The organism is Streptomyces sp. NPDC000345, assembly GCF_042898825.1.
In the GTDB taxonomy this organism is placed as follows: domain Bacteria; phylum Actinomycetota; class Actinomycetes; order Streptomycetales; family Streptomycetaceae; genus Streptomyces.
In genome coordinates, this window is the sequence record NZ_JBIAZE010000015.1 from 66,408 (window position 1) to 91,038 (window position 24,631).

Annotated in this window: 22 protein-coding genes and 3 pseudogenes; 15 read left to right on the forward strand and 10 right to left on the reverse strand. The window is 70.0% G+C overall.

Annotated elements, in window-relative coordinates; genetic code table 11:
- Positions 1-28 precede the first annotated feature (28 nt).
- Positions 29-859, reverse strand: a complete 831-nt coding sequence (locus ACFY30_RS30230) for a DUF2182 domain-containing protein (protein WP_390848321.1) — start codon at positions 857-859, stop codon at positions 29-31.
- A gap of 230 nt (positions 860-1,089) precedes the next feature.
- On the opposite strand from ACFY30_RS30230, the gene ACFY30_RS30235 reads away from it, so the two are divergent.
- Positions 1,090-1,746 (forward strand): DUF1326 domain-containing protein, encoded by a 657-nt coding sequence (locus tag ACFY30_RS30235; protein ID WP_390848322.1) that lies wholly within the window; start codon positions 1,090-1,092, stop codon positions 1,744-1,746.
- Between the two features lie 123 nt (positions 1,747-1,869).
- On the opposite strand, the gene ACFY30_RS30240 is transcribed toward ACFY30_RS30235, so the two are convergent.
- Positions 1,870-3,090: a metallophosphoesterase gene (locus ACFY30_RS30240; RefSeq protein WP_390848323.1), complete on the reverse strand. Its 1,221-nt coding sequence runs from the start codon at positions 3,088-3,090 to the stop codon at positions 1,870-1,872.
- Positions 3,091-3,379: 289 nt separating this feature from the next.
- Between ACFY30_RS30240 and ACFY30_RS30245 the strand changes: the two are divergent.
- The 3 genes and pseudogenes from ACFY30_RS30245 to ACFY30_RS30255 all read left to right on the forward strand — a co-directional run.
- Positions 3,380-3,691, forward strand: a pseudogene (locus ACFY30_RS30245) (DUF1214 domain-containing protein); the annotation flags it as partial.
- A 115-nt stretch (positions 3,692-3,806) separates the two neighbouring features.
- Positions 3,807-4,073 (forward strand): hypothetical protein, encoded by a 267-nt coding sequence (locus tag ACFY30_RS30250; RefSeq protein WP_390848446.1) that lies wholly within the window; start codon positions 3,807-3,809, stop codon positions 4,071-4,073.
- A 22-nt stretch (positions 4,074-4,095) separates the two neighbouring features.
- Positions 4,096-4,499: pseudogene (locus ACFY30_RS30255) on the forward strand (ATP-binding cassette domain-containing protein); the annotation flags it as partial.
- Here ACFY30_RS30255 and ACFY30_RS30260 read toward each other — a convergent pair.
- Positions 4,444-5,238 (reverse strand): PP2C family protein-serine/threonine phosphatase, encoded by a 795-nt coding sequence (locus tag ACFY30_RS30260; protein WP_390848324.1) that lies wholly within the window; start codon positions 5,236-5,238, stop codon positions 4,444-4,446. The pseudogene ACFY30_RS30255 and the gene ACFY30_RS30260 overlap by 56 nt on opposite strands.
- A gap of 295 nt (positions 5,239-5,533) precedes the next feature.
- Here ACFY30_RS30260 and kdpF point away from each other — a divergent pair, with 295 nt between their 5' ends.
- The 6 genes and pseudogenes from kdpF to ACFY30_RS30290 form a co-directional block, all read left to right on the forward strand.
- Positions 5,534-5,623: a K(+)-transporting ATPase subunit F gene (gene kdpF / locus ACFY30_RS30265; RefSeq protein ID WP_055544543.1), complete on the forward strand. Its 90-nt coding sequence runs from the start codon at positions 5,534-5,536 to the stop codon at positions 5,621-5,623.
- Positions 5,624-5,631: 8 nt separating this feature from the next.
- Positions 5,632-7,296 carry a potassium-transporting ATPase subunit KdpA gene (gene kdpA, locus ACFY30_RS30270; RefSeq protein ID WP_390848325.1) on the forward strand — a complete coding sequence of 555 codons (1,665 nt, stop codon included), beginning with the start codon at positions 5,632-5,634 and terminating at the stop codon, positions 7,294-7,296.
- Positions 7,293-9,419 (forward strand): potassium-transporting ATPase subunit KdpB, encoded by a 2,127-nt coding sequence (gene kdpB / locus ACFY30_RS30275; RefSeq protein WP_390848326.1) that lies wholly within the window; start codon positions 7,293-7,295, stop codon positions 9,417-9,419. Before kdpA ends, kdpB begins: the two co-directional genes overlap by 4 nt.
- 23 nt (positions 9,420-9,442) lie before the next feature.
- A complete protein-coding gene (locus ACFY30_RS30280) occupies positions 9,443-10,111 on the forward strand; it encodes a potassium-transporting ATPase subunit C (protein ID WP_390848327.1) in 669 nt (222 codons plus the stop codon).
- A gap of 124 nt (positions 10,112-10,235) precedes the next feature.
- Positions 10,236-10,919, forward strand: a complete 684-nt coding sequence (locus tag ACFY30_RS30285) for a response regulator (RefSeq protein WP_390848328.1) — start codon at positions 10,236-10,238, stop codon at positions 10,917-10,919.
- Positions 10,920-10,984: 65 nt separating this feature from the next.
- Positions 10,985-12,727: pseudogene (locus ACFY30_RS30290) on the forward strand (DUF4118 domain-containing protein); the annotation flags it as partial.
- 479 nt (positions 12,728-13,206) lie between these two features.
- Here the strand turns inward: ACFY30_RS30290 and ACFY30_RS30295 are convergent.
- Positions 13,207-14,058: a slipin family protein gene (locus ACFY30_RS30295; RefSeq protein WP_390848329.1), complete on the reverse strand. Its 852-nt coding sequence runs from the start codon at positions 14,056-14,058 to the stop codon at positions 13,207-13,209.
- 386 nt (positions 14,059-14,444) lie between these two features.
- Here ACFY30_RS30295 and ACFY30_RS30300 point away from each other — a divergent pair, with 386 nt between their 5' ends.
- The gene (locus ACFY30_RS30300; protein WP_390848330.1) at positions 14,445-14,633 is read left to right on the forward strand and encodes a hypothetical protein; all 189 of its coding nucleotides are present in this window, start codon (positions 14,445-14,447) and stop codon (positions 14,631-14,633) included.
- 5 nt (positions 14,634-14,638) lie between these two features.
- On the opposite strand, the gene ACFY30_RS30305 is transcribed toward ACFY30_RS30300, so the two are convergent.
- On the reverse strand, positions 14,639-15,307 hold the full coding sequence (locus ACFY30_RS30305; RefSeq protein ID WP_390848331.1) for a TetR/AcrR family transcriptional regulator: 669 nt from the start codon (positions 15,305-15,307) through the stop codon (positions 14,639-14,641).
- A gap of 287 nt (positions 15,308-15,594) precedes the next feature.
- Here ACFY30_RS30305 and ACFY30_RS30310 point away from each other — a divergent pair, with 287 nt between their 5' ends.
- Positions 15,595-17,031, forward strand: coding sequence for an MFS transporter (locus tag ACFY30_RS30310; RefSeq protein ID WP_390848332.1), 1,437 nt, complete (start codon positions 15,595-15,597; stop codon positions 17,029-17,031).
- Between the two features lie 135 nt (positions 17,032-17,166).
- Here ACFY30_RS30310 and ACFY30_RS30315 read toward each other — a convergent pair whose 3' ends face one another.
- The 4 genes from ACFY30_RS30315 to ACFY30_RS30330 form a co-directional block, all read right to left on the reverse strand.
- On the reverse strand, positions 17,167-17,409 hold the full coding sequence (locus ACFY30_RS30315; protein WP_390848440.1) for a hypothetical protein: 243 nt from the start codon (positions 17,407-17,409) through the stop codon (positions 17,167-17,169).
- Between the two features lie 94 nt (positions 17,410-17,503).
- Entirely contained in the window at positions 17,504-18,355 is an 852-nt protein-coding gene (locus ACFY30_RS30320; protein ID WP_390848333.1) for a F510_1955 family glycosylhydrolase, read from the reverse strand.
- Between the two features lie 129 nt (positions 18,356-18,484).
- Positions 18,485-19,138, reverse strand: coding sequence for a DUF305 domain-containing protein (locus ACFY30_RS30325; protein WP_390848334.1), 654 nt, complete (start codon positions 19,136-19,138; stop codon positions 18,485-18,487).
- A 102-nt stretch (positions 19,139-19,240) separates the two neighbouring features.
- Positions 19,241-19,702 (reverse strand): hypothetical protein, encoded by a 462-nt coding sequence (locus ACFY30_RS30330; protein WP_390848335.1) that lies wholly within the window; start codon positions 19,700-19,702, stop codon positions 19,241-19,243.
- A 160-nt stretch (positions 19,703-19,862) separates the two neighbouring features.
- Here ACFY30_RS30330 and ACFY30_RS30335 point away from each other — a divergent pair, with 160 nt between their 5' ends.
- From ACFY30_RS30335 to ACFY30_RS30345, 3 genes are all read left to right on the forward strand, one after another.
- Complete coding sequence (locus tag ACFY30_RS30335) at positions 19,863-20,231, forward strand: BlaI/MecI/CopY family transcriptional regulator (RefSeq protein ID WP_390848336.1); 369 nt, start codon at positions 19,863-19,865, stop codon at positions 20,229-20,231.
- On the forward strand, positions 20,228-21,130 hold the full coding sequence (locus ACFY30_RS30340) for a M56 family metallopeptidase (RefSeq protein ID WP_390848337.1): 903 nt from the start codon (positions 20,228-20,230) through the stop codon (positions 21,128-21,130). Before ACFY30_RS30335 ends, ACFY30_RS30340 begins: the two co-directional genes overlap by 4 nt.
- 332 nt (positions 21,131-21,462) lie before the next feature.
- Positions 21,463-22,122 (forward strand): class I SAM-dependent methyltransferase, encoded by a 660-nt coding sequence (locus ACFY30_RS30345; protein WP_390848338.1) that lies wholly within the window; start codon positions 21,463-21,465, stop codon positions 22,120-22,122.
- Positions 22,123-22,314: 192 nt separating this feature from the next.
- Here ACFY30_RS30345 and ACFY30_RS30350 read toward each other — a convergent pair whose 3' ends face one another.
- Positions 22,315-24,627, reverse strand: coding sequence for a heavy metal translocating P-type ATPase (locus ACFY30_RS30350; protein ID WP_390848339.1), 2,313 nt, complete (start codon positions 24,625-24,627; stop codon positions 22,315-22,317).
- Positions 24,628-24,631 lie beyond the last annotated feature (4 nt).

Here is a 24,631-nt window from a genome sequence, read left to right on the forward strand (position 1 = left end):
GCCACCTGGCGCGATGATCGACAGCCGGTCAGAGCGCCGCACCCAGCATCTGGTCCATCGACGCCCCCGACATCTGCAAACCCGGCAGCAGCCAGTCCTGGAACGGGGCGAGCACGGCCAGTACGAGGAGGGCGACGCCCACCGCCCAGCTGAGCCAGGGACCGCCCCGCCACAGCTTCTCCAGGAAGATCACCGCCGCCAGGCCCGCCATCGCCGCCACGTTCATCACACCGAGGGGGATCAGGACGATCATCAGCCCCCAGCAGCAGCCGACGCAGTAGAGGCCGTGGTGCGCGCCCACCCGCAGATCCTTCGCCCACGGCCGGAACCGCGCGTACCGCACCAGCTGGAACATCGGGCTGCGGCAGTGCCGCAGACAGACCCGTTTCAGCGGCCCGAACTGCTGGACGCCCGCCAGCAGGAACGCGCCCGCGCCGATCCAGCGCCCCGACTCGGGGTGGGCGTCGAGCAGGTGCCCCGTCGCCGCCAGGGCCCCGTACACCAGCAGTCCGAAGCCGGTCCAGGCCAGCAGATAGCCGCCGACGAACTCGGTGAGGCGCAGCGCACGGACGCGGCCCGCGGTGCTGCGGTTGATCGCCTGTACCCAGGTGAGAGCCACGGGTGCCAGCGACGGCAGCATCATCGCCGCCATCATGACCACCCACAGGAGCAGGAAGAGCGGGAGCGCCAGCCCCATGGTGCCCGGCTCCATCCCCATGTCGCGGGACTGCGCGGCCGTGAGCACCCACGCCAGAGCGGCGATCAGGGTCAGAAGAAGCCAGCCGAGGGCCAGATCACGCCTCGGCAGCAGGACCCCGGGCCGGGTGGGCTCCGGCGGGGCGAGCCGGAGATGCGGCACGGCATGCCTCCCAAGGACGCCCGCCGCTCAGGTGGCCGCGATGAGTGCTTTCGACGACATCTCCAGCAGATCACAGAATCACCGGCCTCAAAAGCGGAGGACCGGGACCCGGGCGGCAGCCCTCATGACCTCCCGGCTCCCCTCGCCTCCGAGGGCCGCTTCGCTTTCGCGTCGGCGAGGAGCACCCTGGAAGTGACGCCGCTCCGTATACCGGGGAGAGGAGGAGCGAGATGGCCGAGCAGACCACCAGCAGCCCGCCCTGGCGCGTGGCCGGCGACTGGTTCGACACCTGCAAGTGCGCCATACCGTGCCCGTGCACATTCGCCCAGCCCCCGTCCGAGGGCGATTGCGAGGGCGTGCTTGCCTGGCACATACGCGAGGGACAGTTCGGGGATGTCCGGCTCGACGACCTGAATGTCCTGATGCTCGCGTCCTTCACCGGCAACGTGTGGACCGGCGAGCACACGGACCCTTATGCCGCCGTCTTCGTCGACGAGCGCGCCGACGAGCAGCAGCGCGCCGCACTCGGCGCGATCTTCGGCGGGGAGGCCGGTGGCTGGCCCCAGCAGTTCGCCGAGGTCTTCGGGCCCGAGATGCGCGGCATGGACGTCGCTCCGATCACCGTCGAGGTCGACGAGGACCTGGGGGCGTGGCGCGCTGAGATTCCCGGCCGGGTGACCGCCCGTGCCGAGGCTCTCACCGGTCCCACCACAGCCGAGGGGGCACGGGTCCAGGTCCACAACGCCCCCGGTGCCGAGGTCGGCCCGGGACAGATCGCCACCTGGGGACGGGCCACCACCGATCAGGCCGACGCCTTCGGCTTCAGCTGGAGCCGCAGCGGCAAGTCCAGCAAGTACTTCCCCTTCGATTGGAGCGGCCCCGACTGACGCGTGACCGGCCGGCGCTCCGGGCGGTCGGTCATCAGCTCATGGTCACGCCGGACGAAGACTTCACCGGCCCACGGCTCTGCGCGGCCGTGTGGCTCGTGGGAGCCGTCGGCCCGCGCGCCGCTACGGCGAGGTGGGCGCGTGCGGAGAGCGGAGTACGAGCAGGGTGATCTCGCTGGGGGCGAAGACACGGAACGGCGGGCCCCAGAAGCCGGTGCCGCGGCTGGTGTAGAGGAGGGTGCGGGGGCCGTGGTGGCTGAGGCCGGCGAGGGCGGGCTGGTCGAGGCGGACCAGGTGGTGGAAGGGCCAGATCTGGCCACCGTGGGTGTGGCCGGAGAGCTGGAGGTCGATGCCGGCGGCGGCCGCCCGGTCGATGAACTTGGGCTGGTGCGCCAGGAGCAGGACGGGCAGGTCGGGGTCGGCGCCGTGCAGGGCTCCGGCGAGGTGGGCGCGATGGCCGGCCAGGCCGGAGGACTCGGCGGTGACGTCGTCCACGCCGGCCACCACGAGGGTGTCGCCTCCGCGTTCCAGCAGCAGATGACGGTTGCGCAGCGGCTCCCAGCCCAGCTCGTCCATCAGGTCGACCCAGCCCTGGGCCTCGCTGTAGTACTCGTGGTTGCCGGTGACGTAGACACGGGCCCGGGTCGCCCGCACGGTTGCGAGTGGGGCGGCCTGGGCGCGACGGCGTCCGGCCGTGCCGTCCGCGATGTCGCCGGTGTGGCAGACCAGGTCGGCTTCCAGGGTGTTCACCGTCTCGCACACCCGTGCCGACCAGCGGGCGCGATCGAGGGGACCGTAGTGGGTGTCGGTGATGAGGACGACGCGGACGCCGTCCAGACCGGCACCCAGGCGCGGGAGCCGCACGTCGAGTCGGCGCACGCGTGGCACACGGCGGGCCTCGGCGTACCCCCAGGCGAGCAGTACGGCGGTGACGCCGAGGACGGCCCAGGTGACGATCCGGGCCCGGTCCTGGCCCTCGCCGACGCCGGTCACGCCCAGGGCGAGCCGCAGCGGGACGCCGAGCAGAACGGACCAGGTGAACAGCACCCAGCTGGTGCCCAGCAGAGTGTCACCGACGATTGCCGCCCAGTCCTGCTGACGCCTGCCGTGGCCGCGCACCATCGCGAGCGGCATACCTATGAGGCCGAGGGCGAACAGGACGGTGCCGACCAGCGTGACGGGCAGCGGCCAGTGCTGGCCGGTGTGCAGGAGCACCCAGCACGGCACGGCCCACAGCAGGACGGGGGCGATCAGGGGGACGTAGCGCACCAGGCGGAGCAGTCGGCTCTGCCGTGGCGCTCGCGCTGCGCTGTCGACGGGTCGGGTGTCGCTGGTGTCGGTCACGCTTGCCCTTCCTGACCAGGCTGCCGTCTCGCGCACTGTACCGCGCTGTTCGTGCGCGACTCGTCCGCACGGAAGCCCGGGCAGGGAGCCTGCTCGCCGGAGTGGAGCGATGTCGTAAAGACTCCTCGGCACCGAGGCGCGCCCGTGTGAAGTGAAGACCGCCCTTGACCTGCACAAAGCAGGCAAGGAGCCGTCTTCCAGGAACGCCACGGCCCGCACCCTCGCCTGCCGTCCGCGTCCGGCCGAGGGGGCGCACCGCGCGCCCCTGCCCGGCGTCGGCTCGCAGTACGTGTTCTCCCGGGTGGGTCAGGAGGGCCGGGTCCTCGCCGGCGGCAGGTACCACCGACGGGTACTTCCGCCGGACATCCCCGCCGCGAGAGCGTGGTCGGTCACCGTCTACGACAACCGGACGCGGTCGATGCCCGGCACCCCACAACGGTTCCCCCGGGCCGGCGGTCAGGCCTGTCCCACCCCGGCAGCGGTCCCTGACGCGGACGGCACGACCACGGCGCACTTCGGGCCCGACCGGCCCGACGGCGTGCCGGAAGGCAACTGGATCCAGACCACGCAGGGCCGGGGATGGTTCGTGGTGCTGCGGCTCTACAGCCCGATGCAGCCGTTCTTCGACAAGACCTGGCGGCCGGGCGAGATCGGGGCGGTGGCTCGACCTCGCCCGACAGCGCTTCGGAGGGACGACGGTCTGGACGGCGAGGTGCATGGGCACGACCCCGCTCGGGAGTTGGAACGACGGTTCCGCGAAGCGGGCGATCGTCGGCTTCGTGACATCCGCGGCGGTGGAAGGCTCACCGGGCTTCGTCGCGCCGATGGACCGGGCCGCCGTGTTCGACGACGACGGAACCCTGTGGGTCGAGAAGCCCGCGCCGGTGCAGATGGCGTTCGTCCTCGGGAAACTGGCCGCGCGGCTTCCGCGCGCTGAACGAACAGGACCCCGACCTCGCGGGAGAGCCCGGCCACTTCCATGAGCTTGGCGCTGCTGACGCCCTTGAACTCTCCGGCGGCCAGCGCCGGCGCGTCGCCCTCGCCAGGGCCATCCTGCGCGACGCCCCCATCCTGCTGCTCGACGAGGCGACCAGCGTGCTGGACTCGGAGAGTGAGCTCCTCGTCCAGGATGCCTGTGGCGGTTGATGGTCGGACGTACGGCCCTCGTCGTCGCCCACCGTCTGAGCACCGTCGCCGGCATGGACCGTCTCGTCGTTCTCGACCGCGGAAGCGTCGTCGAGCAGGGCACCCACGAGGAGCTGCTCGCGGCGAACGGTGCCAACGGGCAGAGGCGCACAGGGTGGCATTGCCAGGGAAGGTCACGTGGACGCGGTCTGGAAGGCGAGCTGACTTTCAGCGCCGCAAGTCTTGTGCGGGCGCGGGGCGGTGCCGCAGCCGGGCGGCCATGACCGCGACATCGTCCTCGGCGTGCCGGGCGTCGAGGCGGGCGAGGACCGTGTCGAGGATGTCCTCGACACCTGTGGCGGCCGAGAAACTGAGACTGGCCAGCCGCTGCAGGGACTGGTCGATGTCCTCACCACGGCGCTCGACGAGCCCGTCGGTGAACAGCATCAGTGCCTGGGAGGGGTCCAAGCGGCAGGTCGCAGGTTCGTAGCCGCCGAGGCCCGTGCCCAGGGGCGGGCCGACCTGCACCTGAAGCAGTGAGGCCCGGCCCTGCCCATCGATCACGGCCGGTGGCAGGTGGCCGGCACTGGCCAGGGTCACCAGCCCGTGGACTGGGTCCACGCGCGCGATGAGGCAGGTGGCCGGGCGGCGGTCCGGCTCTCTGGAGGCGATGTCGTCGAGCTGGCGCAGCACGCGGTGCGGCGGCAGGTCGGCGGAGGCTATGTACCGCAGGGACGAGCGGTAGGCCGCCATGTCGACGGCGGCCTCCAGGCCGTGCCCCATGACGTCGCCGACGACGAGCAGCGTACGGCCGAAGTGCAGCCGGACGGTCTCACACCAGTCGCCGCCGGCCAGGGCGCGCTGCCCCACGGGCAGGTAGCTGATGGCGACGTCCAGGTTCGGGTGCGGTCGGCCGGGTTCGGCGAGCAGGGAGCCGGGACACGGACGCGGTGATCTGCCGACTGCGGTTCCGGGTCTCCTGATCTCGACGTCGCCGCGTATCACCCACCTCTTACGTCTCACGACGGCCCGCCCCTGTCCGGGGCGGGCCGTCGGCGTGTTCAGGCGCGTGTTCAGGTGGACGGGGGCCCTTCCCGCAGATGGAGGCGCCGGCCGTAAGAGTTCCGTCAAAGCCGGGCTCGTTGCCGTCAGGGAGGTGTCAACGGCGACCGATTCCGGCCACGGAGGCGGTTTCCTCTAACCGTCCGTTCCATTCGAACCTCATCTAGGAGCTCGCGATGGCCGATCTGGCCTTCGTCGTCACCACGGTCGCGGTGTTCGCGCTGGTGGCCCTCGTCGCCAAGGGGGTGACCAAGCTGTGACCGCCGAGAACATCGTCGGCCTGATCGTGGCCGTCGCCCTGCTGGGCTATCTCGTCCTCGCCCTGGTCTTCCCCGAGAGGTTCTGAGAAGCGACATGAGTCCTGTCCTTGCCGGTGTGCTTCAGTTGGGCGCTCTGATAGTGGCCCTGGGGCTCGCCTACGTCCCCCTCGGCGACTACATGGCCAGGGTCTACTCCTCCGACCAGCACCGGCGTGTGGAGAAGTGGATCTACAGGGGCATCGGTGCCGACCCGAACACCCAGATGCGCTGGCCCGCGTACCTGCGCGGTGTCCTCGGCTTCTCGGCCGTGAGCGTCCTCTTCCTCTACCTGCTCCAGCGGTTGCAGGGGCACCTGCCCGGTTCGCTGGGCTTCGCCGCGATCGACCCGGACCAGGCGTTCAACACCGCCGCGTCCTTCGTGTCGAACACCAACTGGCAGTCGTACTACGGCGAGCAGGCCATGGGCCACGTCGTGCAGACCGGCGGCCTGGCGGTGCAGAACTTCGTCTCCGCCTCGGTGGGTATTGCGGTGGCGGTCGCGCTGGTGCGCGGCTTCGCCCGCTCCCGTACCGGTGAGCTGGGCAACTTCTGGTCGGACCTGGTGCGTGGCACCGTCCGCATCCTGCTGCCGATCGCGGTGATCGGCGCGATCGTGCTCGTCGTGTGCGGCGCGATCCAGAACTTCTCCGGCATCCACGAGGTCGGCCAGTTCATGGGCGGCGACCAGCAGTGGAACGGCGGCGCGGTCGCCTCGCAGGAGGCCATCAAGGAGCTGGGCACCAACGGCGGCGGCTACTTCAACGCCAACTCCGCCCACCCCTTCGAGAACCCCGGTCCGTTCTCGAACCTCTTCGAGATCTTCCTGATCCTGCTCATCCCGTTCGCGCTGACGCGGACCTTCGGCCGGATGGTCGGCAACCTGAAGCAGGGCTACGCGATCCTCGCCACGATGGCCACCATCTGGCTTTGCTTCACGGCCCTGATGATGTGGACCGAGTTCGCCCATCACGGCCCTGCCTTCGACATCGCCGGCGGCGCCATGGAAGGCAAGGAGAACCGCTTCGGCGTCGGCGGCTCGTCGATCTTCGCGGTGGCGACCACGCTGACCTCGACCGGTGCGGTGGACTCCTTCCACTCGTCCTTCACCGGGCTCGGCGGCGGCATCACCATGTTGGGCATGCAGCTCGGCGAGATCGCTCCCGGCGGTACCGGCTCCGGTCTGTACGGCATGCTGATCATGGCGGTCATCGCGGTGTTCATCGCCGGGCTCATGGTCGGCCGCACGCCCGAGTACCTGGGCAAGAAGATCGGCACCCGCGAGATCAAGTTCGCGGCCTGCTACATCCTGATCACCCCCGCCCTGGTTCTCGTCTTCACGGCTGCCGCCATGGCGCTGCCCACCCCGGGCAACTCGATGACCAACAGCGGCGCGCACGGGTTCTCCGAGATCCTCTACGCCTACACCTCAGGCGCCAACAACAACGGCTCGGCCTTTGCCGGTCTGAACGCGGACACCCAGTGGTTCAACACCACGATCGGGCTGGCCATGCTGCTCGGCCGTTTCCTGCCGATGGTGTTCGTACTGGCGCTGGCCGGCTCGCTCGCCGGGCAGAAGCCCGTCCCGGAGACGGCGGGCACCCTTCGCACCGAAAAGCCGCTGTTCACCGGCCTGTTGGTGGGCGCGATCCTGATCATCACCGGTCTGACCTACTTCCCGGCGCTCGCGCTGGGACCGCTCGCCGAAGGGCTGGCGTCATGACCACCCGTACAGAGAAGCACGAGGACTCGATGTCCACAGCCACCCCGGCCCGGGCGCCGCACAGTGATGTGCCGACCGGTCACAAGGACGAAGGACGTGTCGGCGCGGGTCTGTTCGACCCGAAGCAGCTGCTGAAGTCGCTGCCGGACGCCTTCCGCAAGCTCGACCCGCGGGTGATGGTCAAGTCGCCCGTGATGTTCGTGGTCTGGATCGGCTCCCTGCTGACCACCGCCTTCTCGTTCAGGGACCCGGGCGACTGGTTCGGCTGGACCATCAGCGCCTGGCTGTGGCTGACCGTGGTCTTCGCCAACCTGGCTGAGGCCGTGGCCGAGGGCCGGGGCAAGGCGCAGGCGGACACCCTGCGCAAGGCCAAGACCGACACGATGGCCCGCCGTCTCGTGGGTGACCGCGAGGAGCAGGTGCCCGGCACCGAGCTGCGCATCGGCGACCTGGTCGTGTGCGAGGCCGGTGACGTCATCCCCGGCGACGGTGACGTCGTCGAGGGCGTCGCGTCCGTCGACGAGTCGGCGATCACCGGTGAGTCGGCGCCGGTCATCCGGGAGTCCGGCGGCGACCGCTCGGCCGTCACCGGCGGCACCAAGGTCCTCTCCGACCGCGTCGTCATCAAGATCACGACGAAGCCGGGCGAGACCTTCATCGACCGCATGATCGCCCTGGTCGAGGGCGCGGCCCGGCAGAAGACGCCGAACGAGATCGCGCTGAACATCCTGCTCGCCTCGCTGACGATCGTCTTCCTGCTGGCGGTGGCGACCCTCCCGCCGTTCGCGGACTACGCGGGCACCCACCTCACGATGGTCGTGCTGGTGGCGCTGTTGGTCTGCCTCATCCCCACCACGATCGGCGCGCTCCTGTCGGCGATCGGCATCGCCGGAATGGACCGGCTGGTGCAGAGGAACGTGCTGGCGATGTCCGGCCGGGCCGTCGAGGCCGCCGGTGACGTCTCGACCCTGCTGCTGGACAAGACCGGCACCATCACCCTGGGCAACCGGCAGGCGTCCGAGTTCGTGCCGGTGCGCGGCACCACCGAGGCCGAACTCGCCGACGCCGCCCAGCTGTCGTCGCTGGCCGACGAGACACCCGAGGGCCGCTCCGTCGTCGTCCTGGCGAAGGAGAAGTACGGGCTGCGCGAGCGCCGGCAGGGAGAGCTCAAGGGCGCCGAATGGATCGCCTTCACCGCCCAGACCCGGATGTCGGGCGTCGACGTCGACGGGCGCAGGATCCGCAAGGGCGCCGCCGGTTCGGTCGTCGCCTGGGTGCGGGAGCAGGGCGGCACGGTCTCCGAGGACGCCGACACCCTCGCCAACGGTATCTCCGAGGCAGGCGGCACCCCGCTGCTGGTCGCGGTCGAGGACGCCGACGGCGCTCGCGTGCTGGGCGTGATCCACCTCAAGGACGTCGTCAAGGACGGCATGCGCGAGCGGTTCGACGAGCTGCGTCGCATGGGCATCAAGACCGTCATGATCACGGGCGACAACCCGCTGACGGCGAAGGCGATCGCGGACGAGGCGGGCGTCGACGATTTCCTCGCGGAGGCCACCCCCGAGGACAAGATGGCGCTCATCAAGCGGGAGCAGGCGGGCGGCAAGCTCGTCGCGATGACCGGCGACGGCACCAACGACGCCCCGGCCCTCGCCCAGGCCGATGTCGGCGTGGCGATGAACACGGGCACGTCGGCCGCGAAGGAGGCCGGCAACATGGTCGACCTCGACTCCAACCCGACCAAGCTCATCGAGATCGTCGAGATCGGCAAGCAACTGCTCATCACCCGGGGCGCGTTGACGACGTTCTCGATCGCCAACGACGTGGCGAAGTACTTCGCGATCATCCCGGCGCTGTTCGCGGCCGTCTACCCGGGCCTGGACAAGCTCAACATCATGGGACTGTCCTCCCCGGACTCCGCGATCCTGTCCGCCGTCATCTTCAACGCGCTGATCATCATCGCCCTGGTCCCGCTGTCCCTGAAGGGCGTGCAGTACCGGCCGGTCAGCGCGGACAGGATGCTGCGGCGCAACCTCACGATCTACGGCATCGGCGGACTGATCGCCCCGTTCATCGGCATCAAGCTCATCGACCTGCTCATCTCCCTCGTCCCCGGGCTGTAACGATTTGAAAGCGTGCTGATCCCATGAACAACTCGGTATCCAACACCGCCCGGTTGCTGTGGGCGGGGCTGCGCGCGCTGCTCGTGCTGACGGTGGTGACGGGCGTGATCTACCCCCTGGCCGTCACCGGTGTGGCACAGGCGCTCTTCAGCGACCAGGCGAACGGCTCGGAGATCAGGGCGGACGGCAAGGTCGTCGGCTCGTCCCTGATCGGACAGTCGTACAACCTGCCGCTGAAGAAGGGCCAGGAGACGCCGGAACCCGACCTGAAGTGGTTCCAGGGCCGCCCGCAGAACGGGCTCGGCAGCAACAGCGTCAACACCCAGTACGCGCTGATCCTGTCCGGCGCGACGAACCGCTCCGGTGACAACAAGGACCTGATCGACTGGGTGACCGCCGCCAAGGCCGCCGTCGTCAAGGACAACTCGGTCGGCGGCTACACGGTCAAGCCCTCCGACGTGCCCGCCGACGCGGTCACGTCCTCCGGCTCCGGCCTGGACCCGGACATCTCCCCCGACTACGCGGACATCCAGGTCCACCGGGTCGCCGAGAAGAACGGCCTGTCCGTCGCCCAGGTCCAGAAGCTGGTCGACGAGCACACCGACGGCCGCGCCCTCGGCTTCATCGGCGAGCCCCGGGTGAACGTCCTCGAGCTCAACATCGCGCTCAAGGACCTCGTGGCGAAGAGCTGATGGCGTTACGCACACCACGCGGGAGTCGGCGGCCGGGGAGACACCCTCATTCGTCGACTCCCGCTGCCACGAGGCCGGTTCCGCGCGATCCGGCCCCTCCCTACAAGCAGGAAGGCGTACCCCGATGACCCGGGTACTGGTGGTGGAGGACGACCCTCAGCTCGTCCGGGCCCTCGTGATCAACCTGCAGGCCCGCCGGTACGGGGTGGACCCGGCGCCCGACGGCACCACCGCGCTCCGGCTGGCCGCCGCCCGTCAGCCCGACGTGGTCCTGCTGGATCTGGGTCTGCCCGACATGGACGGCACGGACGTCATCAGGGCGCTGCGCGGCTGGACCCGCGTACCGATCCTGGTGCTGTCCGCCCGCCGGGCCTCCGACGAGAAGGTCGCCGCGCTCGACGCCGGCGCCGACGACTACATCACCAAGCCGTTCAGCATGGACGAACTCCTCGCCCGGCTGCGCGCCGCCGTCCGCCGCACCGAGGATGTGCCGCTCGCACCCGAGACGACGCTGGTCACCACCGACGGCTTCACCATCGACCTGCTCGCCAAGAAGGCCACCCGCGCGGGCCACGACGTCCGTCTCACCCCGACCGAATGGCATCTGCTCGAAATACTGATCACCAACCCGGGCCGGCTCATCACCCAGAAGCACCTGCTCCAGGAGGTCTGGGGGGTCTCGCAGAGCAACAAGACCAACTACCTGCGCGTCTACATGGCCCAACTGCGCCGCAAACTGGAAGCGGACCCCGCCCATCCCCGCTATCTCATCACCGAGCCCGGCATGGGCTACCGCTTCGAGATCTGAACGCGGTCCCGCCCGACCCGCACCCGCACCCCGGCCCCCGACCGCACAGACGAAGAGACGAGGACATGGCACGCGGCAAGCTTCGGATATACCTCGGTGCGGCACCGGGCGTCGGCAAGACGTACGCGATGCTCTCCGAGGCGCATCGCCGTGTCGAACGCGGCACCGACTGCGTGGTCGCCTTCGTCGAGCACCACCACCGGCCGCGCACCGAGGTGATGCTGCACGGGCTGGAGCAGATCGCGCGCAAGGAGCTGGAATACCGCGGCGGCACGTTCACGGAGATGGACGTGGACGCGGTTCTCGCGCGCCGCCCACAGGTCGCCCTGGTCGACGAGCTCGCCCACACCAACGTCCCCGGCTCCCGCAACACCAAGCGCTGGCAGGACGTGGAGGAGCTGCTGGCCGCGGGGATCGACGTGGTCTCGACGGTGAACATCCAGCACCTGGAGTCCCTCGGCGACATCGTCGAGTCGATCACTGGCGTACGGCAGCAGGAGACCGTGCCGGACGAGGTGGTGCGGCGGGCGGACCAGATCGAGCTGGTCGACATGTCGCCGCAGGCACTGCGGCGCCGGATGGCGCACGGCAACGTCTACAAGCCGGACAAGGTGGATGCGGCGCTGTCGAACTACTTCCGGCCCGGCAACCTCACCGCTCTGCGCGAGCTGGCCCTGCTGTGGGTGGCCGACCGGGTCGACGCCTATCTCACCGAGTACCGCAGCGAACACCAGGTGTCGGCGATCTGGGGTTCACGTGAGCGGATCGTGGTCGGTCTGACCGGCGGTCCGGAGGGGCGCACGCTGATCCGCCGGGCGGCCCGGCTCGCGGAGAAGGGCGCGGGCGGCGAGGTGCTGGCCGTCTACATCTCCCGCAGCGACGGCCTGACCTCCGCCTCACCCAAGGAAGTGGCGGTCCAGCGGACCCTCGTCGAGGACCTGGGCGGCACCTTCCACCACGTCGTGGGCGAGGACGTCCCGGTCGCGCTGCTCGACTTCGCCCGCGGGGTGAACGCCACCCAGATCGTCCTCGGCGTGTCCCGTCGCAAGGGATGGCAGTACGTCTTCGGGCCGGGTGTCGGTGCCACGGTCGCGCGGGAGTCAGGTCCCGACCTGGACGTCCACCTGATCACCCACGCCGAGGCGGGCAAGGGGCGCGGGCTGCCGGCGGCCCGGGGAGCCCGGCTCGGGCGGTCCCGGGTCGTCTGGGGCTGGCTGGTCGGTCTTGGCGGGCCCGTGCTGCTGACCTGGCTGTTGAGCAGTGTCGCGCCCGAAGTGGGGCTCGCCAACGACATGTTGCTCTATCTGACCTTGACGGTGGCGGCGGCCCTGCTCGGCGGGCTGTTCCCCGCGCTGGCCTCGGCGGTGGTCGGATCGCTGCTGCTCAACTGGTTCTTCACGCCGCCCGTCCATACGCTGACGATCGCCGACCCCAAGAACATCGTGGCCATCGCCATCTTCGTGGCCGTGGCCGTGTCGGTGGCGTCGGTGGTGGACCTGGCAGCCCGGCGCACACACCAGGCGGCACGGCTGCGCGCCGAGTCGGAGATCCTCTCCTTCCTCGCCGGCAACGTGCTGCGCGGTGAGACCGGCCTGGAGGAGCTGCTGGAGCGGGTCCGCGAGACCTTCGGCATGGAATCGGTGGCCCTGCTGGAGCGGGAGAGCGACGTGACGCCCTGGACCTGCGCGGGGCGTGCGGGTACGGGACGACCCGTGGAGCGGCCGGAGGACGCGGACGTCGACATGCCCGTGGGCGACCACACGGCGCTCGCGCTGACAGGACGGGTGCTGCCGGCCGCCGACCGCCGGGGACCGCACCGCCGCGTCACCCGGCCGGATCCTCTACCTGCGCATGATCCAATCCGTGGCGGCGTCCGGGATCCCGCTCGTCGACTTCGGCAGAGGGAAGCCGCCTGCAAGAACACCTTCAAGACGGGTGACCTCGTGGTCCACGAAGGGGCGCTGCGTACGTCCGGCCCGGGAGCCGCCCTGCACTGGCTGCACTGGCTGCACTGGCTGCGCTGCGAGCCGCTACGGGCAGCGCACCGGCTGGTGCGCGGACACTCCGCTCTGAAGCGCGCGGCGGCACGTACGCTGAGGGCCGTCGGGACGATCCAGGACTCCGCCTGACGCGTGTCGGCAGGCCGATCGCATGCTCGACCCGCGCACCGACCCGGGAACACGCGAATCTCAATGGTTCGGCGCGTTCGTGCGCCCGAGGGCCGGCGGTCGCAGCTGCGCCGCCCGGCCGTGCTGCGTGGTGGGCGGCTCCGCTGCGCCTGCGGCGGTCACAGGGGCTCGGGCACCCCGTTCGGCTCGGGGGCGGGGATCGTCTTGGTGAGGTCGGCGGGCATCGCGTGGGTGGTTGCCGATGCCGTTTCCCGGGCGAGGAAGGCGCCGAGTTCGCCGATGGTGCTCATGAGGGGTGCGGGGAAGACGACCGTGCTGTTCTTGTCCACGGCGATCTCCACCAGGCTCTGCAGGTTGCGCAGTTGGAGGGCCAGCGGGTGGGCCATCATCGTGTCGGAGGCGTCGCCGAGCGCGGCAGCGGCCAGGGACTCGCCCTCCGCGTTGATGATCTTCGCTCGCTTCTCCCGCTCGGCCTCGGCCTGGCGGGCCATCGCCCGCTTCATGCTGTCGGGCAGTTGGATGTCCTTGAGCTCGACCAGGGTTACCTCCACGCCCCATTCGACAGTGGCGACGTCGAGGATCTCGCGGATGTCGAGGTTGATGCGGTCGGTTTCGGAGAGCGTTTCGTCGAGGGTGTGCTGTCCGACGACCTTGCGCAGGGTGGTCTGGGCGATCTGGTTGATCGCCGCATTCACGTTCTCGACCGCGATGACCGACTTCACCGCGTCGACCACCCGGAAGTAGGCGACCGCGGACACGTCCACGCTCACGTTGTCCCGGGTGATGATGCCCTGGGACTGGATGGGCATGGTGACGATCCGCAGCGACACCCGGTGCAGGACGTCGACGAACGGGATGATGAACCGCAGCCCCGGATCCCGGGTGCCCACCAGGCGGCCGAAGCGGAACAGCACTCCCTGCTCGTACTGCTTGACGATTTTCACGGCCATCGCCAGCAGCACGGCGACAAGCACCGCAACGAGGACCAGAACGAAGATCAGGACTCCCATGTGCTGCTCCTCAGAAGGAGGACCACGTCGTTGCCGCGCGAGGTCCCGGGGGCGGGGATGGAGCGGCGGTGCGTGAGCCGCGTGGCGCCGGGACGCTGTCCATGTGCCCGGGCCGCCGTGAGAGCCGCGCTGTCACTCGAGCGGGGCGCGGGTTGCGGTACCGGCCGCGGACCCGCCGTACGTCCAGCATCCCTCGCCGCGCGCGGCTGCCGCTCGGGCCGAACGGCCCCGGTGTGCCGCGGACCGTTCGGGGAGGTTCAGTCGTTGCCGACGGGGAGGGGAACGGTCCACTCCACGCGTTCATCCAGCAGCAGCGTCACGGCCATGGCGGAGAGCTCTCTGCCCTCCTGCACCGGGACGGCCATGTAGCGCACGCCGAGCAGCATTTGCGGCACTTCATCCGGGGGCTGCTGGCCGAGGGAGTGCAGGCAGGCGAGGCCCGCGACGATGTCACTCCGGACGAGCTGGCCGGGTATTGCCTGCACGCCCTCGCCGGAGCCGGTGCCCTGACCTCCAAGGCCGCGGTGCGGCGATTGGTCGGAGTCACGCTGGCCGGGCTGCGTCCACAGAGCTGACCGCGTTACCGGGGCAGAACGCCTTTCGGGGCGTAGTAACTGAGGAACATGTCGACGCCGCTGGTAATCAGGCGCTCGGTGAGGCTGTCGTCGACGCTCGTGCCGTACGCGCTGAAGACCAGGTGCGGATAGAGCAGCAGTGAGTAGAGCTGGATGATGGCCACCTCGATGTCCGGAACATCGAGACGGCCCTTGGCGTCCAGCTGCCGCAGGGCCCCTGCCGCGGCCGGATGGTGCCGGTCGGCGCCGACTCCATGCCAGACGGTGCCGAGTTCGGGGAAACGGTGCAGCTCGCGCGCGACGACATTGCGCAGGGCGAGGACATCCGGGTTTGCGCGGGTGCCGTCCACCCAGGCCCGGGCGGCAGCCGTCAGGGCCTCACGGAGGTCGTCGGAGTCGGCGAGGCGGTCGATGGCTGCGACCAGGGTGTCGCCCAGCGGTGCGTCCAGTGCGTCCTTGACGACCCCGATGAACAGGGCCTCCTTGTTGCCGAAGTGGTTGTAGACGGTCACCTTGGACACGCCTGCTTCGGCCGCGATGAGCTCGACGCTGACGTCGAAGCCGTCGCGCAGAAAGAGTTCCCGGGCCGCCTTCACGATGGCCTGCCGCTTGGCTTCGGCCCGCGGCCCGGCGGGCGGCTGCTTCACGGACGGTTCGGCGGATTCGGAGGTCACGGCAGCATTCTACCCAGGATCTGAACTGTACGGTTGAGTTCATTTGAACTGCACCGTACAGTTCATTTATGCCGGAGGGGTCGCCCGCACGGCATACACCCTGGGGGAGCAGCCCATGTCGTCGATCACCCTTTCGGTCACCGCGCTGTGTGCGAGGGGTTCGCCGAGGGGCTGGGGCTGGCGATGGCACGCGGGCCTCGGGGCACCGTCCTCGCCCTCTCGCCAGGTTCCTGCCTGGCCTCCACCACCACCGGTACACCGTCTGCCGCCCGTACGGAGGAGTCGTCATGACCCACCCGCACCTCAGCACCCACACCCACCACGAACCCGCGCCCCCCGAGCCGGTCACGCCGCGCCGCTGGCCGATGCTGGCCCTGCTCTGCCTGGCCCAGTTCATGCTCATCCTCGACGTCACCGTCGTGAACGTCGCTCTGCCCGACATGGCCGTCGACCTCGACCTCGGCCGCGAGACGCTCACCTGGGTCGTCACCGCGTACACGCTCTGCTTCGGCGGACTGATGCTGCTCGGCGGTCGCCTCGCCGACGTGCTCGGCGCCCACCGCACGGTCCTCGCGGGCCTCGCGGTCTTCACCGCCGCATCGCTGCTCACCGGGCTCGCCACCGGTGCGGTGCTGCTGCTGACAGGTCGGGTCCTGCAGGGCATCGGGGCCGCCCTGCTGTCCCCGGCGGCGCTGTCCATCGTCACCACCAGCTTCCACGGCGACGAGCGCAACAAGGCCCTCGGCGTGTGGGCGGCGATCGGCGGCACCGGATCGGCGGTCGGCGTCCTGCTGGGCGGCGCCTTGACCGACGGCCCCGGCTGGGAATGGGTCTTCTACATCAACGTGCCCATCGGTGTCCTCGCCCTGGCAGCCCTGCCCGCGCTGCTCCCGCGCCGCGCACCGCAGCCCGCCCGACTCGACGTGCCAGGCGCGGTGCTGGTCACTGCGGGCACCGGATCGCTGATCTACGGTCTGGTGAAGGCGGGCGACGCCGGGTGGGGCGATTCCGCCGCTGTCCTGCCGCTGTTCGGATCGCTCGTCCTGTACGGCGCGTTCGTCGCCGTCGAGCGTGCCGGCCGGGCCCCGCTGATGGACCTGCGGATGTTCACCCGGCGTCCGGTGGTCGCGGGAGCGTTCCTGATGCTGATCGCCACCGCGCTGCTGATCGCGTTCTTCTTCCTCGGCTCGGTCTACCTCCAGCACGTACGCGGCTTCAGCCCGCTGAAGACCGGCCTGGTGTTCCTGCCGGTGGCCGTGGCCACCGGAATCGGCGCCCACCTCGGCTCCCGGCTGGTCGGCCGGATCGGCAGCCGCCCCACCGCGGTGGCCGGCATGCTGATCGCGGCGGCCGGGACCGTGCCGCTGGCCCGCCTGTCGGCGGACGACAGCGTGTACACGCGGCTGCTGCCCGGCCTGGTGATCGCCACGTTCGGCATCGGCGCGGTGTTCGTCACGGCCACCACCACCGCGCTGGCCATGGTCGCCCACGAGGAGGCCGGGCTCGCCTCGGGCGTAATCAACACCTTCCACGAGGTGGGCGCCTCGATCGGCGTGGCCGTGATGTCCACCACCGCCGCAGCCGGCATCGAGCGGGGAGCGATCGATGGATTCACGGACGCTTTTACACTGAGTGCGGCTGTGGCCGCCGCCGGCACGCTGGCGGCGCTGTTCCTCGTACCGCGAGGAAAGCCGCAGACGACCGGCGGCCCGCACGTGCACTGAGACCGGACGCGGACGGGCGACGTGCCAAAGCGCGCCCCGTCCCGCGGACGATCGCGCAGACCCTTGTCCCAGACGCCCGAGCCAGGCGCCGCGTGCACCGGCGGGAAGTCCTAGCGAACCGGGAGCCCGGAGGCGTCACACGGACGCGGAGTCCGGCTCCGCGTCCGTGCGTGCGGGATACCGCTCGTCGTAGCGGCGCAGCTTCCACAGCGTCACGGTGCCGATCCAGGTCACCAGGAAGGTGACCACGATGACGATGCCGATCGTGTTGAGATCGACGGCCGCCAGCCAGTACCAGGGCGCACGGTCGGCCGCGCCCAACTGCTCCGCGAGCAGCGAGACCAGCTCCACCGTGCCGACCACGAACGTCACGAAGATCGAGACTCCAGCTGCATAACGTAGGCGATAAGGCGGGTGTCGCTGCCTCCCGGGGTTCGCAGTGGCAGTGGGCGCCGGAGGGGTGTTCGACGGGTCAGTACCCGCTGCTCGATTCGACGGCGAGCTGTTTGGTGAAGGTCCGGCCGCCGTCCTTCGACTCGTACACGCCGTCCTGGGTGGCGGCCAGGACGTGCTCGGCGTCGAGTGCGGTGAGTGCCTGTGGCTGGCCGCCTGGCACGGTGGAGACCGGCTTCCAGGTGGCGCCGCCGTCGCTGCTGCGGTTCAGTCCGCCCGAGGTGTCGATGCCGTACAGGGCGTCCTTGGCGGGCCACGAGAGGAAGGCCATCACCGGCTCCTTGCCCTGGGTGAAGGTCTTGCCGCCGTCGGTACTCCGGGCGATCCCTTCGGCCGTCGTGGCAAGGACGGTGCCGGGGTCTTCTGGGCTGACCGCGATGTCCAGGGCCTGGAGCGTAGCCCCGTCCTTCCAGGACCTGCCGTCCGTGCTGGTGCGCAGCAGGCCGTTGGTGGCGTCGAGGCCGAAGATCGTGCCGTGAGCGAAGTCCAGGGCATGAAAGTCGGACTGGCCGTTGAGGGACAGGGACGTCCAGGTCTTTCCGGCGTCGGTGCTCTTGATGAGGCCCTTGTTGCCGCCTTCGGAGGGGTGGCCGCTGGCGTAGAACGTGCTGTCGGCGGCCACAGTGAAGCCCATGAAGTCGTCCTTGCTGTCACCGACCAGCTCGGGCTCGCCCTTTGCGGTGGGGGTGTACACGCCCTGGTGGGTGGCGACGTACAGGCGCTCGCCGGCCAGGCCGAGGCCGTGGATGTGGCTGATGGCGGCAGCCGGATCAGCGGACGAGGGCGTGTCGTCGTCATCGCTGGAGCAGGCGGCCAGTGTAAGGGCGAGGGCCAGGGCCGTGGCAGTCACGGCGGCGTGGCGCTTGTTCATGGTTCCTCGGGTTTGTGTGGGCGCGTCGGCGCAAAAGGCCGCAGGGCTGGGCCAGCAGGGGAGAGGGGGTGCCGCCGCCCGGGCTGCGTGGCGAGCGAGCCGCGCAGCCTGGGCGGGCGGGGAGCTGACTCAGAGCCGGTCGAGGATGCTCTGCAGCTGCTTCACTTCTGCGGACTGGCCCGTGACGATGTCGCTGGCCATCTTCTTGGCGTCGGCGTTCTGGCCGTTCTTCTGCTCGTCCTTGGCCATGGCGATCGCGCCGTTGTGATGGTCGATCATCATCTGGGCGAACATCTTGTCGAACTCGGCGCCCTTCATGCCCTTGAGCTCGTCCATGTCCTCGTCGGACATCATCCCGTTCATGCTGCCGTGGTCCATGCCGGGCATGGACTCCATGGCCGTCGGCTGGTTCCAGGACGTGAGCCACCCCTTCATCGTCTTGATCTCGGGGTCCTGGGCCTGCTCGATCTTCCCGGCAAGGTCCTTGATCTCCGAGTCGGATGCGCGGCCGTCGGCCAGCTCGGCCATCTCCACGGCCTGCTCGTGGTGCGGGATCATCATCTGCGCGAAAGTGACGTCCGCGTCGTTGAAGTCCCCCGACTTGGCCGCCCCGGCCTCGGCGGTGGCGGCGGCCGAGGAGCTGCTGCGGCCGTGGTCCATGCCGGCCATGTCGTCGCCGTCGTCGCCACAGGCGGACAGCAGCAGGGTTCCAGCCGCCACGACGCTGACGGCGGCAATGCGGCGGGCGGACTTGGGGTGCAGGATGCGCGTGAAGGCAGTCATGGTCGATTCACCTTGCGTGTCGGTTCTTGAAGGTCGTCGGCTGTTTTGGCGTACGCGAGACCGCGGGGTCGCGCGTGGTGCGCGCCCGCGGGGCGTTCCGGCCTACAGCCGCAGGACCGACAACTGGGTGAGATCAGGGCCGCGTGGCGGCGGGTTGGGTCGCAGCAGGACGGGAGCCTGGGCGAGGAGGTTCGCCAGCCAGTCCGGGCGGCGGGAGAGTGCCGAGCGCAGCAGCGCGGCGAGCACCCAGGCGCCGAGCAGTACTGCCAGACACAGCGACATCATGTCCATCGCCGCGCCCGGCATGTGCGGGGACGAGGGGTGATCCAGGGCTGCTGCCGGTGTAGCCGTATCCGTGGATGCCAGCGCCATGGCGGGCTCGTGACCCGAGGGGGCGGCGTCCATCGTGGACGTCGATGCGTGGGACGCGCCGCTCATCCCGGCGGCGGCCGAGTCCCCGGGATGGCCCACGGTGTGCATGACGAACACCCCGAGTGCGAGCACGACGACGAGCAGTAGGTGCCCGAGGGCGCCTCCTGTTCGTACGTGCCGGCTCACGTTCATCACGGACCTCCGTGCCCGACAGTACCGAAGCGGAGGAGGCAATGCTGTGAGGGGGCAGGCATCCGGATGACTTCTAAGCTGTTTGGCAGGAAAACCGCCCTCTAGGATGAACGTTCACTGGTTCCGGAAGTCCCCTACTCCGGAGGCGAAGGGAGCGGTCGTGCGTCAGCTGGGTGAGCTGGAGGCGGAGATCATGCACCGCCTGTGGACCTGGGGGCGTCCGGCCACCGCTCGTGACGTGCTGACCGACATCAACAAGCAGCGGCCCCTCGCCTACAGCACGGTCAAGACGGTGGCCGACATCCTCCACCGCAAGGGCATGCTCACCCGGCACAAGGAGGGCCGGGCCTGGGTGTATACGCCCACGTGCACGCGCCAGCAGTACACGGCCTCCCTGATGCACGAGGTGCTCGGCGGCAACCCGGACCCGGCGGGGGCCCTGGCGAGTTTCGTGGAACAGATCTCACCCGAGGAAGCGGACGCACTACGCTCGGCCCTCCGGGCGGCGAAGAGGCGGAGCGAGACATGATCGAGGCCGTGGCGCTGGCCGCGTACGCGGCCCTGGTGAGTGTCGCGGCACCACCCCTGCTGGCTCGCGCGAGCTGGGCCCACCGTGCCCCGGCCGCGGCGGTCTTCGCGTGGCTGGGGCTGATGGTGACGTTCGTCATCGCTATCGCCCTGGCTGTCTACCACCTGGGCCTCGGCGAGGAGCACGCACACGGCGGGCTCGCCGGGTTCCTCAGCGCGTGCGGTCTGGTCCCCGGAGCGCCCGCGGGCGACCCCCTCACCTTCGGCGACCTCCTGGTGCTCGCGGCGCCCGTCGCGGTCGTGCTGCTGCCGGCCGGCTGGCTGGTCCGCTGTGTCCGGCAGGTACGGCGTGCTCGCCGACGCCAGCTCGACATGCTCGCGCTGGTCGGCGAACCGGCGCCCGAGTACAGCGCCACGATCGTGGACTACGGCGTTCCGGCCGTCTACTGCCTGGCGGGACGTCGCTCTCGTGTGGTGGTCACCCGGGCGGCACTGGACGTCCTGTCCGAGAGCCAACTCAAGGCGGTCCTGGCGCATGAGCGCGCTCACATCGCGGGCAGGCACCACCTGCTGAAGGTGCTCGTCGACGCGTTCTCCCGCGCGTTCCCCGGTCTTCCGCTCGCCCGGCATGCCAAGGAGCAGACGAACTTGCTGCTGGAGATGATCGCGGACGACCACGCCCTGCGGCTCCACCCCAGAGAGACGCTGGCGGCCGCGATATGCGAGGTGGCGGCGGGCCGGGCGCCGCAGGCGGCCCTGGGCGCCGGCGGATCGGGAGTCCTGATCCGGCTGCGCCGCGTCTTGACTCCTCAGCCCAGGCCGCACCGTGCGACATGGTGGGCCGTCGTGGTGGCCACTGTCGCAGCTCCGCTGGTGCCCCTGGTGGCGTGCGGGCCCTGACTCCTCCAGGACCCGCACCATCCCCACAGTTGTGCATGTCGCACAGCAGGAGCACCCCACCGGAGTCCCCAGCCGCCTTCCTGTATACGCCGGGGAGCCAGCGCGCGAGCAGGGACTGCCGATCGCGAGGTGCACCTGGATCGTACTGCTAAATCGCTTAGCGGCTCGGTAGTTCCATGTGGCCTGCGATCCTGACGCTCGGGGTTGTCGATGAACGCGTGGCGGCCGTCGGGCGACAGGATGGCTTGATGGAGGGTTACGTTATGGAAAAGTAGGAGTCCGTTAGTCAACGAGAGCCACGTGTGGACGCTGCTGACGGGAAGGGACAGCCCATGGCCGGCTCACGCGAACCCATCTGTCACCAGGCCCCGAGCGGTCCAGGGAACCTCTATGCCACTCGGCCCCCCTGGGACATCGGCCGACCTCAGACGCCCCTCCTCGCGCTCGCCGAGGCCGGAGCCATCCGGGGCCGGGTGCTGGATGCCGGTTGCGGCACCGGCGAGCACGTCCTGATGTGTGCTGACGTCGGCCTGGACGCCATCGATCTCGCCTCCAACGCCCTGACGACCGCCCAGCGGAAGGCGCGTGAGCGCGGCCACGAGGCGCGGTTTCTCCGCCATGACACCCTGCGGCTGGCGGACCTGGGGGAGTCCTTCGACACCGTGCTCGACTGCGGACTCTTCCACATTTTCGACGGCGCAGACCGGGCGGCCTACGTCGACAGCCTCCGGTCCGTGGCGAAGCCGGGCGGCCGCCAGGTCGAATGGTCCGACACAGACGGGACGGCGGCGGCGCGGATGCATTGGTACTGCGCGCCGAGGCGCCCGACGAGGAAAATCTACAGAGGGTCCAGGACCTCGTCGGCCGCGCGGTTCAGCAGGCGTGACCCGCTGACGGTCACCTTGGAACGTGTGGAAGCGCCCGTCGCCCAGTCCGCCGAGGCCGGCGGCGAGGCGTCCACGCCTACCGGAGTGCGCTCGGCAGGTCGCTGAGTGCTGGTGGTCGTGGCGGCAATGGCCGTTGCCATCCTGGCGAAGTTCACGGCCCTGCGCCGATTCGTCACGCGCCACCGAGGAGTTGGGCGGGAAAACGGGTGATCATTCCCGAATCCTCGATGCACGGCACCACGTCGAAGCGCCCGGCCGGAAGCCGGGCGCCTCGCGTTCAGGGACGTTACCGTGCGCCTACTTGAAGGACCGCAGCCGCAGGCTGTTCGTCACCACGAAGACCGATGAGAACGCCATCGCGGCGCCCGCGATCATCGGGTTGAGCATGCCGGCGGCGGCCAGCGGCAGGGCGGCGACGTTGTAGCCGAAGGCCCAGAAGAGGTTGCCCTTGATGGTGGCCAGCGTCTTGCGGGAGAGCCGGATCGCGTCCGCCGCCACCCGCAGGTCACCTCGGACCAGGGTAAGGTCGCCGGCCTCGATCGCTGCGTCCGTTCCGGTGCCCATGGCCAGGCCCAGGTCGGCGGTGGCCAGGGCGGCCGCGTCGTTGACGCCGTCGCCGACCATCGCGACCGTACGGCCCTCGGCCTGCAACCGCTTGACGACGTCCACCTTGTCCTGCGGCAGGACCTCGGCGATCACCTCGTCGATGCCGACGCTGCGGGCGACGGACTCGGCGACGAGCCGGTTGTCGCCGGTCAGGAGGATCGGCTTCAGACCGAGCTTGCGCAGTTCGGCCACCGCACCGGCGCTGGTCTCCTTGACCGCGTCGGCCACGGTGAGGACACCGCGCGCTTCGCCGTCCCAGGCGACGGCGACCGCCGTACGTCCCTCGGCCTCCGCCGCTGCCTTGGCCTCGGCCAGCTCACGGGGCAGTGGGATGACCCTCCCCCACTCTCGACTTCGCTCGAGCGGGGGGACCCCCATCGCCAGGAGCTTCTCGCGCCCGACGAGCACGGCGTGTCCGTCGACCACCCCCTGGACGCCGAGCCCGGCGACGTTCTCGAAGCCCTCCGGGACGGGCAGGCTTCCGGCCCGCTGCACAGCCCCTGCCGCGATCGCCTGGGCGATCGGGTGCTCCGAAGCGTGCTCCAACGCCCCTGCCAGCCGTAGCAGTTCACCCTCATCGACCCCTTCGGCGACGTACACGTCCTGGAGGGTCATCCGGCCCGTGGTGACCGTGCCGGTCTTGTCCAGGACCACCGTGTCGACGCGCCGGGTGGACTCCAGGACCTCGGGACCCTTGATGAGGATGCCGAGCTGGGCGCCACGGCCGGTTCCCACCATGAGAGCGGTCGGGGTGGCCAGCCCGAGCGCGCACGGGCAGGCGATGATCAGGACAGCGACGGCGGCCGTGAAGGCTGCGGCCGCGTCACCCGTGACGCCGAGCCAGGCGCCGAGTGTGCCCGCGGCGATCATCAGCACCACCGGCACGAAGATCCCGGAGATCCGGTCGGCGAGCCGCTGCACCTCGGCCTTGCCGTTCTGCGCGTCCTCCACCAGCTTCGCCATCCGCGCGAGCTGGGTGTCGGCGCCCACTCGCGTCGCCTCGACGACCAGCCGCCCACCGGCGTTCACGGTGGCCCCGGTCACCGCGTCGCCGACGGTCACGTCCACCGGCACGGACTCGCCGGTCAGCATGGAGGCGTCCACAGCCGACGCGCCCTCGATGACGGTTCCGTCGGTCGCGACCTTCTCACCGGGCCGTACGACGAACCGGTCCCCGACCGCCAACTGCCCGACAGGGATGCGCGCTTCCCTGCCCCCTCGCAGCACGGTGACGTCCTTGGCGCCCAGTTCCAGCAGCGCCCGCAGTGCCGCGCCCGCCTTGCGCTTGGACTTCGCCTCCAGATAGCGCCCGGCGAGGATGAACGTCGTCACGCCGGCCGCGGCCTCCAGGTAGATGGAGGAGGAGCCGTCCGAACGAGAGATGGTGAACTCGAAGCCGTGCCGCATGCCCGGCATTCCGGCGTGCCCGAAGAACAGTGCCCACAGCGACCAGCCGAGCGCGGCGAGGGTGCCGATGGACACCAGCGTGTCCATGGTCGCGGCACCGTGCCGGGCGTTCGTCCAGGCGGCCTTGTGGAAGGGGAAAGCGCCCCAGACGACCACCGGCGCGGCCAGCGTCAGCGACAGCCACTGCCAGTTGTCGAACTGTATGGCCGGGACCATCGCCATCAGAACGACGGGCACGGACAGCGCCAGCGACACCAACAGCCGGTGCCGCAGGGAGAACAGCTCGCCGTCGGCCGCTCTCGGGGCCTCGGCCTCCACTGTCTCCTCGGTGACCGGAGGCGGGGGCTCCTCGGCCGTGTACCCGGTCTTCTCGACGGTGGCGATGAGGTCGGCGACCTCGACGCCCTCCGGATACGTGACCTTCGCCTTCTCGGTGGCGAAGTTGACGGTCGCCGTGACGCCCTCCATGCGGTTGAGCTTCTTCTCGATGCGGGCGGCGCACGAGGCGCACGTCATGCCGCCGATGGAGAGCTCAACCTGAGAGGCGGGCACCGACGCCGTGCCCGGCAGCGTCTTCTCGGTAGCCGTGCTGGTCATTGCG